At 74.3% G+C, this 17,879-nt stretch carries 17 protein-coding genes; 9 read left to right on the forward strand and 8 right to left on the reverse strand.

Annotated features, from left to right (window positions below; genetic code table 11):
- Positions 1 to 6: 6 nt before the first annotated feature.
- The 5 genes from FMM08_RS22125 to FMM08_RS22145 all read right to left on the reverse strand — a co-directional run bounded on the left by FMM08_RS22125 (position 7) and on the right by FMM08_RS22145 (position 5,047).
- Positions 7 to 1,179 carry an MFS transporter gene (locus FMM08_RS22125; protein ID WP_147928515.1) on the reverse strand — a complete coding sequence of 391 codons (1,173 nt, stop codon included), beginning with the start codon at positions 1,177 to 1,179 and terminating at the stop codon, positions 7 to 9.
- Entirely contained in the window at positions 1,176 to 2,078 is a 903-nt protein-coding gene (locus FMM08_RS22130; protein ID WP_147928516.1) for a helix-turn-helix transcriptional regulator, read from the reverse strand. Before FMM08_RS22130 ends, FMM08_RS22125 begins: the two co-directional genes overlap by 4 nt.
- A gap of 68 nt (positions 2,079 to 2,146) precedes the next feature.
- Complete coding sequence (locus FMM08_RS22135; RefSeq protein WP_147928517.1) at positions 2,147 to 2,731, reverse strand: DedA family protein; 585 nt, start codon at positions 2,729 to 2,731, stop codon at positions 2,147 to 2,149.
- Between the two features lie 64 nt (positions 2,732 to 2,795).
- Positions 2,796 to 3,809, reverse strand: a complete 1,014-nt coding sequence (locus FMM08_RS22140) for a sugar phosphate isomerase/epimerase family protein (protein ID WP_147928518.1) — start codon at positions 3,807 to 3,809, stop codon at positions 2,796 to 2,798.
- A 38-nt stretch (positions 3,810 to 3,847) separates the two neighbouring features.
- A complete protein-coding gene (locus tag FMM08_RS22145) occupies positions 3,848 to 5,047 on the reverse strand; it encodes a Gfo/Idh/MocA family protein (protein ID WP_147928519.1) in 1,200 nt (399 codons plus the stop codon).
- A gap of 98 nt (positions 5,048 to 5,145) precedes the next feature.
- Between FMM08_RS22145 and FMM08_RS22150 the strand changes: the two genes are divergently transcribed.
- Genes FMM08_RS22150 through FMM08_RS22160 form a run of 3 tightly spaced genes read left to right on the forward strand, consistent with a single transcriptional unit; the run spans position 5,146 to position 7,905 of the window.
- Positions 5,146 to 6,141, forward strand: a complete 996-nt coding sequence (locus tag FMM08_RS22150) for a LacI family DNA-binding transcriptional regulator (protein WP_147928520.1) — start codon at positions 5,146 to 5,148, stop codon at positions 6,139 to 6,141.
- Positions 6,142 to 6,151: 10 nt separating this feature from the next.
- Complete coding sequence (locus FMM08_RS22155) at positions 6,152 to 6,946, forward strand: TIM barrel protein (RefSeq protein WP_439653580.1); 795 nt, start codon at positions 6,152 to 6,154, stop codon at positions 6,944 to 6,946.
- A gap of 26 nt (positions 6,947 to 6,972) precedes the next feature.
- A complete protein-coding gene (locus tag FMM08_RS22160; protein WP_147928521.1) occupies positions 6,973 to 7,905 on the forward strand; it encodes an aldo/keto reductase in 933 nt (310 codons plus the stop codon).
- A 33-nt stretch (positions 7,906 to 7,938) separates the two neighbouring features.
- Here FMM08_RS22160 and FMM08_RS22165 read toward each other — a convergent pair whose 3' ends face one another.
- The 3 genes from FMM08_RS22165 to FMM08_RS22175 all read right to left on the reverse strand — a co-directional run bounded on the left by FMM08_RS22165 (position 7,939) and on the right by FMM08_RS22175 (position 10,697).
- Positions 7,939 to 9,369 (reverse strand): sugar porter family MFS transporter, encoded by a 1,431-nt coding sequence (locus tag FMM08_RS22165; protein ID WP_147928522.1) that lies wholly within the window; start codon positions 9,367 to 9,369, stop codon positions 7,939 to 7,941.
- Positions 9,370 to 9,496: 127 nt separating this feature from the next.
- Positions 9,497 to 9,907, reverse strand: coding sequence for a universal stress protein (locus FMM08_RS22170; RefSeq protein ID WP_147928523.1), 411 nt, complete (start codon positions 9,905 to 9,907; stop codon positions 9,497 to 9,499).
- Positions 9,908 to 9,935: 28 nt separating this feature from the next.
- Positions 9,936 to 10,697, reverse strand: a complete 762-nt coding sequence (locus FMM08_RS22175) for a GntR family transcriptional regulator (protein WP_255472691.1) — start codon at positions 10,695 to 10,697, stop codon at positions 9,936 to 9,938.
- A 226-nt stretch (positions 10,698 to 10,923) separates the two neighbouring features.
- Here FMM08_RS22175 and iolC point away from each other — a divergent pair, with 226 nt between their 5' ends.
- The 6 genes from iolC to FMM08_RS22205 all read left to right on the forward strand — a co-directional run.
- Positions 10,924 to 11,937, forward strand: coding sequence for a 5-dehydro-2-deoxygluconokinase (iolC, locus tag FMM08_RS22180; protein WP_255472692.1), 1,014 nt, complete (start codon positions 10,924 to 10,926; stop codon positions 11,935 to 11,937).
- Positions 11,938 to 11,956: 19 nt separating this feature from the next.
- Complete coding sequence (locus FMM08_RS22185; protein WP_147928540.1) at positions 11,957 to 12,847, forward strand: Cgl0159 family (beta/alpha)8-fold protein; 891 nt, start codon at positions 11,957 to 11,959, stop codon at positions 12,845 to 12,847.
- 124 nt (positions 12,848 to 12,971) lie between these two features.
- Complete coding sequence (locus FMM08_RS22190) at positions 12,972 to 14,027, forward strand: transaldolase family protein (RefSeq protein ID WP_147928541.1); 1,056 nt, start codon at positions 12,972 to 12,974, stop codon at positions 14,025 to 14,027.
- Entirely contained in the window at positions 14,024 to 14,962 is a 939-nt protein-coding gene (gene iolB, locus FMM08_RS22195; protein WP_147928525.1) for a 5-deoxy-glucuronate isomerase, read from the forward strand. The genes FMM08_RS22190 and iolB overlap by 4 nt, the downstream gene beginning before the upstream one ends.
- On the forward strand, positions 14,959 to 16,911 hold the full coding sequence (gene iolD / locus FMM08_RS22200; RefSeq protein ID WP_147928526.1) for a 3D-(3,5/4)-trihydroxycyclohexane-1,2-dione acylhydrolase (decyclizing): 1,953 nt from the start codon (positions 14,959 to 14,961) through the stop codon (positions 16,909 to 16,911). The genes iolB and iolD overlap by 4 nt, the downstream gene beginning before the upstream one ends.
- An 11-nt stretch (positions 16,912 to 16,922) precedes the next feature.
- A partial coding sequence (locus FMM08_RS22205; protein ID WP_147928527.1) for an aldehyde dehydrogenase family protein occupies positions 16,923 to 17,879 on the forward strand: 957 nt, incomplete at its 3' end.

Here is a 17,879-nt window from a genome sequence, read left to right on the forward strand (position 1 = left end):
GGCGCCTCAGGCGGTGGCGGTGGTGCGGGCGGTCCGCAGCGCGACCACCACGAGCACCACTCCCAGCACCGTCAGCCCCGCGCACACGAGGAACGCGGCGCCGTACCCCCAGGCCGTCGCCCCGCCCAGCCCGATGACCGGGCCGCTCACCACACCGCCGAGGCGCCTCGTGTTGGCGTACAGCCCGGACGCGAGCCCGGGCCGGGTGATGATCCGCTGGAACAGCCCCAGCCCGGTGCCGGCGATCACCGCGAAGGTCCACGCGTTGAGCAGCTGCACCGCCACGAGTCCCGCGGGCCCGCTCACCACGGTCATGAGCGCGAAGTAGACGACGCCCACCGCGCTGCCCGAGACCACGAGCGCGAGGTCGGAGACGCGGCTGCCCAGCCGCCCCAGCAGGAGCAGCGCCGGGATCTCCGCGGCGGCCGCCACGCCGAGGGCGACACCCGACCAGACCACGTCGAGCCCGAGGCCGCGGGTCGTGAACAGCGCCATCACGGACACCACCGTGGCGTTGGCGGCCTGCAGCAGCACGAAGCCGAGCGTCACGAGGGCCACCCCGGAGCGGGAGACGGGGATCGCGTCGTCCGGGGCGCTGGTCGCCGGGAGGCCCTCAGCGGTGCGGCGCCGCCGGTGCCGCACCATCGCGGCCGTCGTCGCCCCGTTGAGGACGGCGAGGACGGCGAGCGCCGGCAGCAGGGCCCGCTCGCCCGCGGTGGCGATGAGGAAGGTCGCCAGCGGGGGCCCCGCGATCCACGCGAACGAGACCACGGCGCGCACCCGCGTCACCTGCGCCGTGCCCGCTCCCTCGTGGCGCAGGTGGGCGAAGAGCAGCGACACGCCCACCCCCGCGGGCGCCCCGAGCACGACGAGCGCGACCACCGCCCCGGGCAGTCCGGTGACCCACCACAGCGCCACCGCGAGCAGGAGCGTGAGGGCGGAGCAGCCGAGCATCGGCACGAGGTAGTCGCCGCGGCGGTCGGCCCAGGCCGGGACGACGAGGGCCGCGACGAACCCGGCTCCGTTGTAGACGCCGAGCACCCAGCCGACCTGGGAGGGCGTCGCGTCGTACAGGGCGACCAGCAGCAGCGCGAGGGAGGGGACGAGCACGGCGAACTGCAGGCCCCACAGCAGCGCGCTGCCCGGCACGAGCAGGCGACGCCCGAGCGTTCCGCTCACGGCGTGCGCACCGCGTCGGCCCCCGTGCTCGACCCCGCACCGGCGGCCCAGCTGGCCAGCAGCCGCAGCGCGTCGGCCGACGGCGAGCCCGGGGCTGCGGTGTAGACCGCCAGCGTCAGCCCGGGGTCGGCCGGGAGGTCCATGACCTCGAAGGCGAGCACCAGGTCACCGACCACCGGGTGGTGCAGGTGCTTGGTCCCGCTGCGGTGGTGGCGCACGTCGTGGGCGGCCCAGCGGGTGCGGAACTCCTCGCTGCGGGTGGCCAGCTCCCCCACGAGGTCCGTCAGGGCGCGGTCGAAGGGGTGGCGCCCGGCCTCTCCGCGCAGCGCGGCGACGGCGTCGTCGGCGGTGCGCTCCCAGTCGCTGAAGTAGGTGCGCGCACGCGGGTCGAGGAAGGCGAACCGGACGCTGTTGGGCAGTGCGTGGCCCGACAGCGCGGCGCTCTCGTACAGCGGGGAGTACAGCGCCCGCCCGAGGGCGTTGGCCGCGAGCACGTCGCGGCTGCCCGTGCGCACGAAGGCCGGCGCGTCGGTGGTGGCGTCCAGCACCTGCTGCAGCGGTGCGCGCAGCACGGGGCGGCGTGCGGGAGCGGCCCGCCGCCGCATCCGTGAGCCCGCGGCGGCGGCCCGGGCGAGGTCGAAGAGGTGCTCGCGCTCGGCCTCGTCCAGCTGCAGGGCCCGTGCGAGGGCCTCGAGCACCTCCTCGGAGGCTCCGGCGAGGTCACCGCGTTCCATCCGGGAGTAGTAGTCCGTGCTCACCCCGGCCAGCTGCGCGACCTCCTCGCGCCGCAGCCCCGCCACGCGGCGCCGGCCGTGCGAGACCACGCCGGCGCGCTCGGGCGTGAGGCGCTGGCGGCGGCTGGTGAGGAAGGTGCTGACCTCGGAGGAGCGGACCGTCACGGCGTCGACGCTAGGCGGGTGCGCCGGCGCGGACCAGGACCTGCCAGTCCACCCTCACACCCCCACCGTCAGGCGGCGGGGGACGGCGACCGGCGGTGCTGGAGCAGCCGCTGGACCTGCGAGACGCCCAGCCCGAGGGCGACGGCGCAGACCACGGCCACCCCGATCCCCAGGAGGGGGTGCCCGGAGACGCGCCCTCCCAGGGCGCCGAGCGCCACGTAGATGCCGGCCCACGCCCCGCAGGCGAGGGCGTCCGCTGCCATGAAGCGCCCCACGGGGTAGCGGGCGATGCCCAGCGCGATGATCACCGGGGCCCGGCCACCGGGCACGAGGCGCCCGGTGAGCACGGCCTGCGGGGCGTGGGAGGCGATGCGCGCCCGCGCGCGGCCCACCGCGGGCGCCAGCCGCCTCGCCCCGAGCCAGGCCCGCTGGGCGGGGGTCACCAGGCGCGAGACCACCCCAGCCCCGAGCAGCAGCGTGCTGTCACCGAGCACCGAGGCCACGAGGACGACGGCGAAGACGACCACCAGGTCGAGCCACGAGCCCGACGCGAGGGTCGCCGCGGCGCTCACCACCTCGCCGGTGGGGACGAACGGGACGGCGGAGCCGACCAGCACGCCCAGTCCGAGCAGTGCCGTCCGGCCGATCCCCACGCTGGCGCAACGCCGCCGCGTCCGTGCTGCTTCCCCGCCGCCGTCGTCGTCCTCCGGTCGCCGGTCAGACCCCCGCTGCCGCGCGGGCCCGCGCCAGGGTGTCGGCGGCCACCCGCAGGCCCTCGATGCGGCCGAGCGCGGTGTCCTCGTGCTCGATGTTGACCTTCATGTCCGGGTCGACCTCGTGCAGCGCGCGCAGGAACTCCGCCCAGAAGTCGACGTCGTGGCCGTTGCCCACCGCGACGAAGTCCCAGGCGGAGTCCTCCGGCCACTCGTTGACGTAGTGCTCGCCGTCGGTGCCCGGGCCGGTGCCGAGGCCCACCCGGTCCTCGTCGGGGCGCAGGCGGCGGAACCTGTCGTCGAGCACGCCGTGGATGGCCGCTGCCGGGTTGATCCGCACGTCCTTGGCCGCGGCGTGACGCACCAGCGGCCCGAGGTGGCGGATCGCCGCGACCGGGTCGATCTGCTGCCAGAACAGGTGCGACGGGTCCATCTCGGCGCCCACGTGCGTGGCGCCGGTCTGCTCGACCAGCCGCTCCAGCGTGGAGGGGTTGAACACCAGGTTCTGCGGGTGCATCTCGATGCAGAGGTGGACGTCGGCGTCGGCGGCGCGGCGGTCGAGCTCGCGCCAGTACGGCACGGCGAGCGACCACTGGTGCTCCAGGGCGTCCAGCCAGGACGAGTCCCAGGGGTTGACGATCCACGTGGGGGCGACGGCACCGGGGGCGCCCTCCGGCAGGCCCGACATGCAGACGACGCTGTGCTGTCCGAGGCGCTCGGCGAGCGCGATCGAGCGGACCAGGTCGCCGGAGTGCTTGGCGCGCACGGCGGGGTTCACGTGGAGCGCGTTGCCGTTGACGTTGAGGCCGTTGAGGTGGACGCCGGCCTCCTCGAACAGTCCCAGGTACTCGTCGCGGGCGTCGTCGGAGGCGAGCACGGCGTCGACCGGCAGGTGGGGCGTCCCGATGAAGCCGCCGGCGTTGACCTCGACCCCCTCCAGGCCGAGCTCCTTGGCGGTGGCCAGTGCGGAGCGCAGGTCGCGGTCGTGCAGGACAGCGGTGTAGACGCCGATCTCCATGGGTCTGGTCCTCTCAGTCGTCGTGATCTGGTGGGCTGTCAGGCGTCGACGTCGACGTCGACTCCTGGCAGTGAGGCAGCGCGGGTGACGGCGTCGAGCACCCGCAGGTTGTGCAGGCCGTGGCTCAGCGGCAGCAGGGGCGGCGTGCCACCCGTCCCGGCGATCTGCTCCAGGAACGCGCGGCACTGGAAGGTGAAGAAGTCGTTCTGGCCGTGGCCGACGGAGGGGAAGTCCATCGCCAGCCCACCGGCGACGTAGGGGTGGTCGGGGCCGACGAGCACCTGGCGGTAGCCGCCGAGGCCGGCGGGGGCGGAGTCGTCGGAGACCAGCAGCTCGGCGGGCCGCTCGAGGTCGAAGACCGCGGCACCGCGGTCGCAGAACACCGAGAAGCCGAGCCCGTTGGCGTGCCCGTGGGAGATGCGCGAGGCGGTGAGGGTGGCGATGGCTCCCGAGGCGAGCGTGGCGGTGAAGCTGACGAGGTCCTCGTTCTCCACCGGCTCGCGCTCGTCGGAGACGGCGCTCTTCGCGTGCCCGACGACGACGCCGACGGGCTTCGGGCGCGTGGTGGTCACCGTGGTGAACGTCGTCCCGCGCACCGAGGTGACGGGTCCGCCGAGGAACTCGGCGAGGTCGACGAGGTGGCTGCCGATGTCGGCGAGCGCCCCGGACCCCGCCCCGCCCCGGTAGCGCCAGCTCATGGGGGCGTCGGGGTCGACCGCGTAGTCGCACCAGTAGCGGCCGTCGACGTGCCGCAGCGCGCCGATGGAGCCGTCGGCGACCAGCCGCTGGACCGCCGCGACGGCGGGGGAGCGGCGGAAGGTGAAGCCGACGCCGGAGACGGAGCCGTGCTCGGCGGCGGCGCGCTCGCCCGCGGCGACCATCGCCTCGGCGTCGGCGATCGACGGGGCGAGCGGCTTCTCGCACAGCACGTGCTTGCCCGCCGCGAGCAGCCCCTCGACGACCTCGCGGTGCAGGGAGTTGGCGACGACCACGCTGACGGCGTCGACCTGCGGGTCCTCCGCCACCTCCTGCCAGCTGGTGACGGCCTTCGCGTAGCCCCACCGGCGGGCGGCGGACTCGGCGAAGGGCGCGTGGGCGTCCGCGACCGCGACGAGGCGCACCTCGGGCAGGCCGCCGCCGTAGAGCGAGCCGGCGGCGCGGTAGCCGGCCACGTGGGCGCGGCCGGCCATGCCGGCGCCGATGACGGCGACGCCGATCGACGAGGGGGACGTGCTCATGGGGGAGTGCCTCTCTGCACTGGGACGACAGCGCTTTAAAGCGCTTTAAGCCTCCGCTAGCATCGCCACCGTCGTCGTCGTCCGTCAAGGGGGTCCTCATGTCCGGCGCGTCGAGCCGCCCCGGGGGCCGCCCGACGCTCGCCGACGTCGCCGAGCGGGCCGGTGTCTCCCCGGGCACCGCGTCCCTGGCGCTGCGCGGCGCCGCCGGGCCCAGCGCCGCCTCCGTCGAGCGCGTCCGCGCCGCCGCGAGCGCCCTCGGCTACCGGGCGGACCGCACCGCCAGCCGCCTCGCCGCCCGCCGCACCCGGCTCCTCGGCGTGACGCTGACGATCCGCAACACCTTCCACGCCGAGCTCGCCGAGGCCCTCCAGGACGCCGCCGAGGACGCCGGGTACCAGGTGCTCCTGCACCCGGTCACCGCCCGCCGCGGCGAGGCGGGAGCCGTCGAAGTCCTGCTCGACTCCCGGTGCGAGGCGCTGCTGCTGCTCGGCAGCGAGCTGCCGTCGTCGCAGCTCGCAGCCCTGGACGCCCACGACCCGGTGGTGCTGGTCGGGCGCCGGGCACCAGGGCTCGACGTCGTCAGGGCCGACGAGGCCGCGGGCACGGCCCTGGTGGTCGAGCACCTCGCGGAGCTCGGTCACACCCGCCTCGCCCACGTCAGCGGCGGCGGCAGCGAGGTCGCCCACGAGCGCCGCGACGGCTTCCTCGCCGCAGCGCGGTCGCGGGGCCTGGACCCGCTCGTGGTGGAGGGGTCGTTCAGCGAGGACGCCGGAGCCGCGGCGGTCGCCGAGGTCCTCGCCGCCGGAGCGACCGGGGTGTTCGCCGCCAACGACCGCGTGGCCGTCGGGCTCCTCGACGCCGTCCGGGGTGCGGGGCCGCGGGAAGGCGCGGCGCTCTCGGTGGTCGGCTACGACGACAGCCCCCTGGCCCGCCTCGGGCACGTCCGCCTGACCTCCGTCAGCCAGGACCCCGCGGCGCTCGCCGCGGCCGCGGTGCGCACCGCCGTCGAGAGGCTGGACGGCGGCCGGGAGGATCCCGTCGACGTCGTCCTCGCCCCGCACCTGGTGGTGCGAGGCTCGACGGGACGGCCGTGATCACGAGGGAGTGGTGGCGATGAGGCTCGCGGTGTGCGCGGAGATGGTGCTGCTCGACCTGCCGTTCGAGCAGCGCGTGCGGCGCCTGACCGAGCTCGGCTACGGCGTCGTGCTCTGGGACTGGCGCACCAAGGACGTCGCCGCACTAGCTGCTCTGCGCGCGGGCGGCACCTGGTACTCCTCGATGACCGGCTACGCCGAGGGGACCCTCGCCGACGAGGTCGGCGCCGAGCGCCTGCTCGCCACCGCGCGCGACGCCCTGGCCGTGGCCGAGCGCCTCGGGGTGGAGCGGCTCAACGTCCACGGCACAGGCCTGGACGGCCAGGGGCTGCCCGTCGTCGCCGTGGACGGTGCCGGGGCCACGCCGGCGATGTGGCTGCGCGCCGCCAGGACCCTCGAGGCGCTGGCAGCGCTGGGGGAGGCCCACGAGCAGGTGTTCGTGCTGGAGAACCTCAACACCGCCGTCGACCACCCTGGGGTGCCCTTCGCCCGGGCCGCCGACACGATCGCGCTGGTCGAGGCCGTCGGGTCGCCGTGGCTGAAGCTCAACCTCGACCTGTACCACGCCCAGATCGGCGAGGGGAACCTCGTGGAGCTGGTGGAGCGGGCGCTCCCGTGGGTCGGGGAGGTCCAGGTCGCGGACGTGCCGGGCCGCTGCCAGCCGGGCACCGGCGAGGTCCACTACCCGGCGGTGGCCGCGGCGCTGCGGCGTCTCGGCTACGACGGCGTGGTGGCGCTGGAGGCGTTCGCCCGCGGCGACGACGAAGCGGCGCTCGACGACTTCCGCCGCGCCTTCACCGCCTGACACCCCTCGACGGACGGAGCACTCCCGTGCAGCTCTCACCCCTGGGAACCACCGGCCTGCAGGTCTCGCAGGTGGCGCTCGGCACCGCGCCGCTCGGCGGCGGCCTCTTCGGCGACTGCGACGAGCAGCAGGCCGAGCGCGTGGTCCACGAGGCCCTCGACCTCGGCATCACGCTCGTCGACACCTCGCCGTACTACGGCGACGCCGAGGAGCGGCTCGGCCGTGCGCTGCGCGGCGGCCGCCGCGACCGGGTGGTGCTGGCGACCAAGGCCGGTCGCTACGGCAGCGACGACTTCGACGTCTCCGCCGCCCGCATCCGGTCGAGCCTCCAGCGCAGCCTCGACCTGCTGCGGACCGACCACGTCGACGTCTTCCAGCTGCACGACGTCGAGTTCGTGCCCCTCGAGCAGATCCGCGAGGTCGCCGTACCGGCTCTCCTCGCGCTGCGCGAGGAGGGCCTGGTCCGCGCCGTCGGCGTGACCGGGTACCCCGTCGAGACCATCTGCGCCCTGGTGGAGGAGTTCGACCTCGACGTCGTGCTGACGTACGCGCACGCCACGCTGCTCGACGACTCCCTGATGACGCGGGTGCTGCCCGTGGCGGAGGCGAACGGCACCGCCGTGATGAACGCCGCCGCCGTCTCGCTCGGGCTGCTCACACCGTCCGGCGGCTCGATGGCCGCCGACCACCCCGCGAGCCCGGTGATCCGGGAGGCGGCCGCCGCGGTGGTGGCCCTGTGCCAGCGGGAGGGGGTCGACGTCGCCCAGCTCGCCAACCAGTACTCCATCCAGCGCAGCGGTGCGGCGACCACCGTCATCGGCACCCGGAAGCCCGCGAACGTCCGTGCCGCCGTGGAGGCGGCGGGCGAGCCGATCGACGAGGAGCTGCTCGCCGAGGTGCTGGCGCTGCGACCCCCGGCCGACCAGCGCACCTGGCCCGCGGGCGGCTGGCGGGGCTGACCCCGCCGGCCGGCCGGTGCCGGACCGGCCCCCTCAGCGGCCGACGGCGGGCACGCCCCCAGCGGGGGTGCGCAGGTGCTCCTCGAGCGACTCGAGGGTGTGCCCCTTCGTCTCCGGGGCGCACCGGAGGACGAAGAAGAGCGAGGCCACGTTGACGGCCGCGAAGAGCAGGAACGTCGTGGTGGTCCCCAGTGCTTCCGTGGTGGGCTCGAAGGCGAAGGAGATCGCCCCGTTGACGACCCACAGCACGAACACCGAAAGGCCCATCGCGAAGCCGCGGATGGCCAGCGGGAAGATCTCCGACAGCATCAGCCAGATGCCCGTGCCGATGAAGCACTGCACGAAGGCGACGAAGACGAGCATCGCCGCGAGGATGGTGAAGCTGCGCCCGGTGGACTGGGGGAGCAGGAACACCAGAGCGAGGACGACCTGCGACCCGACCACGCCGGCGAACCCGGTGAGCAGCATCCGCCGACGGCTCACGAAGCCCAGCAGCCAGATGCCGAGCAGCGTCATCGTCACCGACGTGACGCCGATCGCGATGGTGGACACGAGCGCCACCTGGTCGCCGAGGCCGGTGTCGGCCAGGATCTGCGTGCCGTAGTAGTTCACCGTGTTGATGCCGGTGGCCTGCTGGACCGCGGCCAGCCCGACGCCGATCCACACCAGGCGGCGCATCCACGGGTTCTGGCGCAGCACCGAGCGGATCGAGGTGCGGGCGGCGGCGCGGTCCTCGGTGGCGAGGTGGGAGATCTCGCCGAGCTCGCGGTCCGCCTCGGCGGCGCTGCGGCTGCGCAGGAGCACCGCGCGTGCCTCCTCGGTGCGCCCGCGCAGGGCCAGCCAGCGCGGCGACTCCGGGAGCACGACCATGCCCAGGAGGAGGCCGACGGCGGGGACGGCGGCGACTCCCAGCATGACGCGCCAGTTGCCCGGGTGGTCGACGAGCGCGCCGATGACCGCGTTGATGGCGAAGGCGAGGAGCTGGCCTGAGACGATCATGAGCTCGTTGATGGTGACGATGCGGGCGCGCTTCTCCGCGGGCGCCATCTCGGCCAGGTAGACCGGGCAGATCACCGCCGCCGCTCCCACGCCCAGGCCGAGCACGAAGCGCGAGGCGACCAGCACCCCGAAGCCGGGTGCCAGGGCGCACCCGAGCGCCCCCACCAGGAAGACGACCCCGCAGATCAGCAGGGTGGTGCGCCGCCCGATCCGGTCTGCGATCCGGCCGGCGAACAGCGCGCCCAGCGCGGCGCCCGGCAGGAGCAGGACGGTGACCACCGTCGCCGTCTGCACCGTCGTGAGGCCCAGGTCGTCGGGCATGGTGAGGAGCGCGCCGGCGATGACGCCGGTGTCGTAGCCGAAGAGCAGGCCACCCAGGGTGGCGATGACGGTCAGGCGCACCAGGAAGGCGCCGTGGCTCGTCGTGGGCCCCTTCGAGGCCCCTCGGGCGGACGTCGTCGTCATGGCGCTCCCTCGCGCATCGGCTCGGGCGCCCTGCGGGCGCCCCGGCGCCGCCGAGCCCGGGCCCGGCGGCTGGAGCGACCGTACGTCGACCTATTTGTCAGGTCAACCCATCAAATGCCCGAAGGCATCAGGCGTTTTCGGGCTCGGCCTTCACCACGACCACCGGGCAGGTCGCGTGGAGCAGCACCTGCTGGGCGGTGCTGCCCAGCAGCAGCTTCGAGACCATCGAGCGGGGGCGCAGACCGATGACGATGCACCGCGCCCCCACCTGCGCTGCGACGTCGAGGAGGGCCTCCGCCGGCTCCTGGCGCGGCTCCTGGCGCACCTCGGCGCGCACGCCCGACTCGTCCAGCGTGCGGCGCAGGACCTCCAGGTGGGTGTCCTCCACCAGGGCCGGGCCGTCGGTGGCGCCGGCGCCGCGCCCGCTGTCGGTGTTCACCACCACGAGCGGGGCGTCGAAGGCCCTGGCGTGCTCGATGCCGGCCTGGACCGCGGCGCGGCCGCTGCTGCTGGGGACGTATCCGACGACGACGGTCACGGGGTGCTCCTCGGTGGGGTGGTCGGCCTCAGCGGTCGACGAGGGTGGTCTCGAAGGCGTAGCGGGACGCGCGGTAGACGTGGTCGCCCACCTCGATCACGGAGCCCGCATCGTCGTAGGCGGTGCGGTGCATCGTCACGAGCGCCGCGCGAGGTCGTTCGTGCAGGAGGCGGGCCTCGGTCGCTGACGCCAGGCGGGCCCCGACGCTCTGGCGCGCCACCCGGAACTGCACGCCGCGGGCCCGCATCACCTCGTAGAGGCCCTCGGCCTCGAGCTGCTCGCGGTTCGGCGCCGTCGCGGCGGGGATGTGGTTGGTGAGGATGGCGAGCGGCTCGCCGTCGGCCGAGCGCAGCCGCCGCACCGTCACGACGTCCGTCCCGGGGGCGACGCCCAGGGCCTCGGCCAGCTCGTGCGGCGCCGGGGCGACGTCGTAGTCGAGCACCTCGGTGGTGGGGGTGCGCCCGCTGCGGGCGAGGTCGTCGTGGAGGCTCGTCAGCGCCATCGAGCGGTTGACGTGCGGGTGCACCACCTGGGTGCCGACACCGCGGCGCCTCACCAGCAGGCCCTTGTCCACCAGCTCCTGCAGCGCCTGCCGCATGGTCGGACGGGACAGGCCCAGCCTCTCGGCCAGGGCCACCTCGTTCTCCAGGCGCGAGCCGGGGGGCAGCGTGCCGTCGGAGATGGCTCCGCGGAGGAGCTCCGCGAGCTGGTGGTAGAGCGGTACGGGGCTCGACCTGTCGATCCCGCGCGCCAGCATCGCGGCGAGGTCGGGAGCGGCGGCGGTGCTCATCGCCGAATCATCGCAGGCGAGCGGCCCGCGGACCAGCATCCCGGGAGCTTTGCGCTCCGAAGGACTAGAGGACCGTATGTCAGGACAACACTTGACAGGCGGTGGCCATCGGGAGCAGTGTCGTCACCGGCGGTGCTGCCGCCCCCGGACGCCGGGGGCCGTCCTGCGCGGCGCCCCCCGCACCCCCGCACCACCACCCAGCCGCACGACGACGTGGAGGTCTTGCGTGAACACGCCCGCCGCCGCCCCCGAGGTGCTGGTCGTCGGACGCTGCGGCGTCGACGTCTACCCCCTCCAGACCGGGGTCGGCCTCGAGGACGTCGAGACGTTCGGCAAGTTCCTCGGCGGCAGCGCCGCCAACGTGGCGGTCGCCGCGGCCCGCCTCGGCCGTCGCCCCGCGCTCCTCTCGGGCGTCGGCGACGACCCCTTCGGCCGCTTCGTGCGCCGGGCGCTGCGCGAGCTGGGCGTCGACGACGCCCTCGTCGCCACCGACGCCGCGCACCTCACCCCGGTGACGTTCTGCGAGATCTTCCCGCCGGACCACTTCCCGATCTGGTTCTACCGCCGCCCCACCGCTCCCGACCTGCAGCTCGAGGAGTCGGACCTCGACCTCGACGCCGTGACCGGAGCCGACCTCCTCTGGGTGACGCTGACCGGCCTGTCCGAGGAGCCCAGCCGCTCTGCGCACCACGCGGCGCTGGAGGCGCGCTCCGCCGCCTCGTCAGCTGTCGGCGGTGCCCGCACCGTGCTCGACCTCGACTACCGCCCCGACTTCTGGCTCGGCGCCGGCGGTGTCGACGCCGCCCGCGAGCAGGCCCAGCGCGCCCTCTCGCACGTCACGGTCGCCGTGGGCAACCGCGAGGAGTGCTGGGTGGCGACGGGCGAGGACGACGCCGACGCGGCCGCCGACGCCCTCCTCGAGCTCGGGGTCCAGCTGGCCGTCGTGAAGCAGGGCCCGCGCGGCGTGCTCGGCGCCACCCGCGACGAGCGCGTCGTCGTCCCCGCCACCCCGGTCGAGGTCGTCAACGGCCTGGGAGCCGGTGACGCCTTCGGCGGGTCGCTCATCCACGGGCTCCTCGCGGACCTGCCGCTGAACGACCTGCTGGCCCGCTGCAACGCCGCGGGGGCCATCGTCGCCTCCCGCCTGGAGTGCTCGACGGCCATGCCCACGGCGGCCGAGATCGCCGCCCACGTCTCCGCCCACCGCACCGACCACGCCGAGGAGTCCTCCCGTGCCTGACACCCGGACCCCCACCACGGTGCTCCCGGCGCCCCGGGCGCGGACCTACGCGGAGGTCACCGAGCTGCGCGCGCGCCACCCCGAGGCCGTCGCCGCGGCGCTCGCCGACCGCGTGCGCCGGCCCTCCTTCGTGCCGGAGGACGGCCGGCTCATGGTGGTCGCCGCGGACCACCCCGCCCGTGGCGCCCTCTCGGCGCGCGGCCGTGCCGACGCCATGGCCAGCCGCACGGAGCTCCTCGACCGGCTGCGCACCGCCCTCGCGCGTCCCGGCGTCGACGGGCTGCTGGCCACCGCCGACATCGCCGAGGACCTCCTGCTGCTCGGTGCCCTGGAGGACAAGGTCGTCATCGCCTCCATGAACCGCGGCGGCCTCGCCGGCTCGGTCTTCGAGATGGACGACCGCATGACCGCCTACGACGTGCCCGGCATCGTCGAGTCCGGCTTCGACGCCGGCAAGATGCTGCTGCGCATCGACCGGGACGACCCCAGCACCGTGGCGACGATGGAGACCTGCGCCAGGGCGGTCACCGACCTCAACCGCGCCGGCAAGGTCGCCATGGTCGAGCCGTTCGTCAGCTTCCGCGACGGCCGCAAGGTGGTGAACGACCTCTCGCCCGAGGGCGTCATCACCTCCATCCACGTCGGCCAGGGCATCGGCGCCTCCTCGGCCCGCACCTGGATGAAGCTGCCCGTGGTCGACGACATGGAGCGCGTCATGGAGGCCACCACCCTGCCCACCCTCATCCTGGGCGGCGACCCGGTCGCGGCCCCCGACGCCACCTACGAGACCTGGCGCCGCGCCCTGGCGCTGCCGGCGGTGCGCGGCCTCGTCGTCGGCCGCGCCCTGCTGTTCCCCCCCGACGACGACGTCGCCGCAGCCGTCGACACCGCCGTCTCCCTCGTCCGCTGACCCTTCCCAGGAGGACCGTCCCGTGACCACCACCGCACCGAACCCCGCTCCGGCCCCCGCCCCCGCGGGCCAGACCGCTGCGAGCGCCAACCCGCTGCCCAGCCTCGACCCGTCGCAGGCGCACCTGCCCACCGCGGTCGCCGCGGCCACCACGCCCACCGCGCTGTGGAACGACTCCGCCGAGATCGGCGAGCTGACCAGGTCCATCGCCTGGGGCGCCGTCGGCGCCACGTGCAACCCGGTCATCGCCCTGGCGGCCATCAACGCCGACAAGCCGCGCTGGACCGCCCGCCTGCGCGAGCTCGCCGCCGAGAACCCGACCGCCGGGGAGTCCGCGCTGGGCTGGATGGTCGTCGAAGAGCTCTCGGTCGAGGCCGCCAAGCTGCTCGAGCCGGCGTTCGAGGCCTCCGGCGGCCGCAACGGCCGCCTGTCGATGCAGACGGACCCGCGCTTCCACCGCGACGCCGCCGCCCTGGCCGACCAGGCCGAGCGCTTCTCGAAGCTCGCGAAGAACATCATCGTGAAGATCCCCGCCACGAGGACCGGCATCGAGGCCATGGAGGAGGCCGCCTACCGCGGCGTCTCCCTCAACGCCACCGTCTCGTTCACCGTGCCGCAGGCGATCGCCGTGGCAGAGGCCATCGAGCGCGGCATGCAGCGGCGCGAGGCCGAGGGACTGCCCGTGCCCGAGTTCGGCCACGTCTGCACGATCATGGGCGGCCGCCTCGACGACTGGCTGAAGGCGTACGTCGCCGAGGAGCGCATCCTCGTCGACCCGGGTCACCTCGAGTGGGCCGGCGTCGCCGCGCTGAAGAAGGCCCACCACCTCTTCGTCGAGCGGGGCTACCGGGTGCGCATCCTCTCGGCGGCCTTCCGCAACTCCATGCAGTGGAGCGAGCTGCAGGGCGGTGACCTCGTGGTCTCCCCGCCGTTCGACTGGCAGGCGCGCTTCAACGAGAACGACCTCCCGGTGGACCCCCACGCCATCGACCAGCCGGTCGCGGAGGAGCACCTCGCGGCGCTGCGCACCATCTCGGAGTTCACCAAGGCCTACGAGGTGGACGGGATGACCGTGGAGGAGTTCGAGGAGTACGGCGCCACCCGCAAGACGCTGCGCCAGTTCCTCGAGGCCGACGCCCAGCTCGACGCCATCGTGCGGGACGTGCTGGTAGCCCCGTGACGTCGTCGACGGCGTCGAACGCCGACCTGCACCTGCCCGCCGGCGCCGCCGCCGACGGCGTCTGGGACGTCAGGGTCACCCCCGAGGTCGCCGGGTGGGGGTGGACGTCGCTGCGCGCCGCCGACCTGGCCCCCGGCCAGGAGGTCCACCTGGACACCGGCGACGACGAGGTGGTGCTCGTCCCGCTGCGCGGAGGCCTGACCGTGGTCGTCGAGGGCGCCGCGGGGCAGGACGACCGGTACGAGCTCACCGGACGCGCCTCCGTCTTCGCGGGGCCGACGGACGTGCTCTACCTGCCCGCTGGCTCGAAGGCCGTGCTCAGCGCCTCGCCGGACGGCGACGGCGCCCGCGTCGGGGTGCCCGGCGCCAAGACCGGTGTGCTGCCCGACGGCGTCCGCAAGCCCGTCCGCCACATCGGCGTCGACGAGGTGGCCGTGGAGCTCCGCGGGGCCGGCACCTGCACCCGCGAGGTGCGCAACTTCGCCTCCGCCGACGTCGACGTGGCCAGCAAGCTCGTCGCCGTCGAGGTCGTCACCCCGGGCGGCAACTGGTCGAGCTACCCGCCGCACAAGCACGACGAGACCACCGAGCACGAGAGCGAGCTCGAGGAGGTCTACTACTTCGAGGTGGCTCCCGGGCCGTCCGGAGAGCCGGGCGTCGGCTACCACCGGACCTACTCCACGTCGGACCGCGAGGACCGCCAGATCGACGTGCTGGCGGAGGTCCGCGACCGCGACACCGTGCTGGTGCCCCACGGCTGGCACGGCCCCTGCATGGCCGCTCCGGGCAACCACCTCTACTACCTCAACGCGATGGCCGGCCCCGCCGACGACCGCGCCTGGCGGATCGTCGACGATCCCGACCACGCCTGGGTGCGCTCCACCTGGGCCGACCAGCCCACCGACCCCCGGCTGCCCCTCGGAGACGCCCGATGACCACTGCTCGACCGACGACTCGCCTGACGGTCGCCCAGGCCACCGTCAGGTTCCTCGCCAACCAGCACGTCGAGCGCGACGGCGTGCGCACCAAGCTCTTCGCCGGCGCGCTCGGCATCTTCGGCCACGGCAACGTCGCCGGTCTCGGCCAGGCGCTGCTGCAGGACGAGCTCGAGGCCCTCGAGGCCGGTCGTGAGCCAGGTCTGCCCTACGTCCTCGGTCGGAACGAGCAGGCGATGGTGCACACCGCCGTCGCCTACGCCCGCGCCAAGGACCGCCTGCAGACGTGGGCCGTCACCGCCTCGGTGGGGCCGGGCTCCACCAACATGCTCACCGGCGCGGCGCTGGCCACCATCAACCGCCTCCCGGTGCTGCTGCTGCCGGCCGACACCTTCGCCACCCGCTCCGCCGGGCCGCTGCTGCAGGAGCTGGAGCGCCCTGAGTCCGGTGACGTCACCGTCAACGACGCCTTCCGCCCCCTGTCGCGCTACTTCGACAGGGTCTGGCGCCCCGAGCAGCTGCCCGGCGCGCTGCTGGGCGCGATGCGCGTCCTCACCGACCCGGCCGAGACCGGCGCCGTCACGGTCTGCTTCCCGCAGGACGTGCAGGCCGAGGCCCACGACTGGGACGACGACCTCTTCGCCGAGCGCACCTGGCACGTCGGGCGTCCGCTGCCCGAGCGCGCTGCGTTGGCCCGGGCCGCCGACATGATCCGGTCGGCGCAGAACCCGCTGCTGATCGCGGGTGGCGGCGTCCACTACTCGGGTGCCCAGGCGGCCCTCGCGGCCCTCGCGGAGGCCACGGGCATCCCCGTCGGCCAGAGCCAGGCCGGCAAGGGCGCGCTCCCCTTCGACCACCCCCAGTCCGTCGGTGCCATCGGCTCGACCGGGACGACCGCGGCCAACGCCCTGGCGCGCGAGGCCGACGTGGTCATCGGTGTCGGCACGCGCTTCCAGGACTTCACCACCGCCTCGCGCACGGCGTTCCAGAACCCCGGTGTGCGGTTCGTGACCCTGAACGTCGCCTCCCTCGACGCCGCCAAGCACTCCGCGGTGTCCGTGGTGGCCGACGCCAGGGAGGGCCTGGAGGCCCTGGCCTCGGCGCTCGACGGGTACGACGTCGGTGACGACCACCGCGCCCGCACCGCGGAGCTCAAGGCCGCGTGGGACGCGACCGTCGCGTCGGTCTACGCGCGGGACTCCGGAGACCTGGACGTCCAGCCCGACCAGAACCAGGTGCTCGGCGCCGTCAACGAGCTGTCCGACCCGCGCGACGTCGTCGTGTGTGCCGCCGGCTCCATGCCCGGTGACCTGCACAAGCTCTGGCAGGTGCGCGACGCGAAGGGCTACCACGTCGAGTACGGGTACTCCTGCATGGGCTACGAGGTGGCCGGCGGCATCGGCGTCGCCATGGCGGCCGAGGACGATGCGCGCCGTGGCGCCGCGCCCCGCGACGTCTTCGTCATGGTCGGTGACGGCTCCTACCTGATGATGGCCACCGAGCTGGTGACGGCCGTCCAGGAGGGCGTCAAGGTCATCATCGTCCTGGTGCAGAACCACGGGTACGCCTCCATCGGCTCCCTGTCCGAGCAGCTGGGCAGCCAGCGGTTCGGCACCCGCTACCGGGCGCGCACCTCCTCCGGTCGGCTCGACGGTGACTTCCTCCCCGTCGACCTCGCTGCCAACGCCGCCAGCCTCGGCATGCACGTGGTCCGCACCAGCACCCGCAAGGAGCTGGAGGCCGCGATCCTCGACGCCAAGGCGTCCACCGAGTCGACGGTCATCCACGTCGACACCGACCCGTTCGTCGACGCGCCGTCCAGCGACAGCTGGTGGGACGTCCCGGTCAGCGAGGTCTCCGCGCTCGAGAGCACCCAGCGCGCCCGCGGGGTCTACGAGCAGCACAAGGCGCGTCAGCGCCAGTTCCTGAAGCCCTCCGAGAGCAACTGAGGAGCACGACCATGAGCGAGACCGTCCAGCACTGGATCGACGGGGCCGCCACGAGCGGTTCCTCCACCCGCACCGCTGATGTGTTCGACCCCGCCACCGGTGAGGTGGCCCGCCAGGTGGTGCTGGCTGAGCCTGCCGACGTCGCGGCCGCGGTCGCCTCGGCCAAGAAGGCGTTCCCCGCCTGGCGCGACACCTCCCTGGCCAAGCGCACCCAGGTGCTGTTCGCCTTCCGGGAGCTGCTCAACGCCCGCGCCCCGCAGCTGGCGGAGATCATCACCGCCGAGCACGGCAAGGTCGTCTCCGACGCCGCCGGGGAGGTCGCCCGCGGCCAGGAGGTGGTGGAGTTCGCCTGCGGCATCCCCCACCTGCTCAAGGGCGGCTTCACCGAGAACGCCTCCACCAACGTCGACGTCCACTCGGTGCGCCAGCCCCTGGGCGTGACCGCGGTCATCAGCCCGTTCAACTTCCCCGCGATGGTCCCGATGTGGTTCTTCCCCGTCGCCATCGCCACCGGCAACACCGTGGTCCTCAAGCCCAGTGAGAAGGACCCCTCCGCGGCGCTGTTCATCGCCGCGCTGTGGAAGGAGGCCGGTCTGCCCGACGGGGTCTTCACCGTGCTGCAGGGCGACAAGGTCGCCGTGGACGGGCTGCTGGACCACCCCGACGTGGCCTCGGTCTCCTTCGTGGGCTCCACCCCGATCGCCAAGTACGTCTACGAGCGCGGCACCGCGAACGGCAAGCGCGTGCAGGCCCTGGGGGGTGCGAAGAACCACATGGTGGTGCTGCCCGACGCCGACCTCGACCTCGCCGCTGACGCCGCCGTCAACGCAGGGTTCGGCTCCGCGGGTGAGCGGTGCATGGCGATCTCGGCGCTGGTGGCGGTCGGGGGGATCGCCGATGAGCTCGTCGGCAAGATCGCCGACCGGGCGGGGAAGATCCGCACCGGTGACGGGCGCCGCTCCTGCGAC

This window comes from Quadrisphaera setariae (assembly GCF_008041935.1).
GTDB lineage: Bacteria > Actinomycetota > Actinomycetes > Actinomycetales > Quadrisphaeraceae > Quadrisphaera > Quadrisphaera setariae.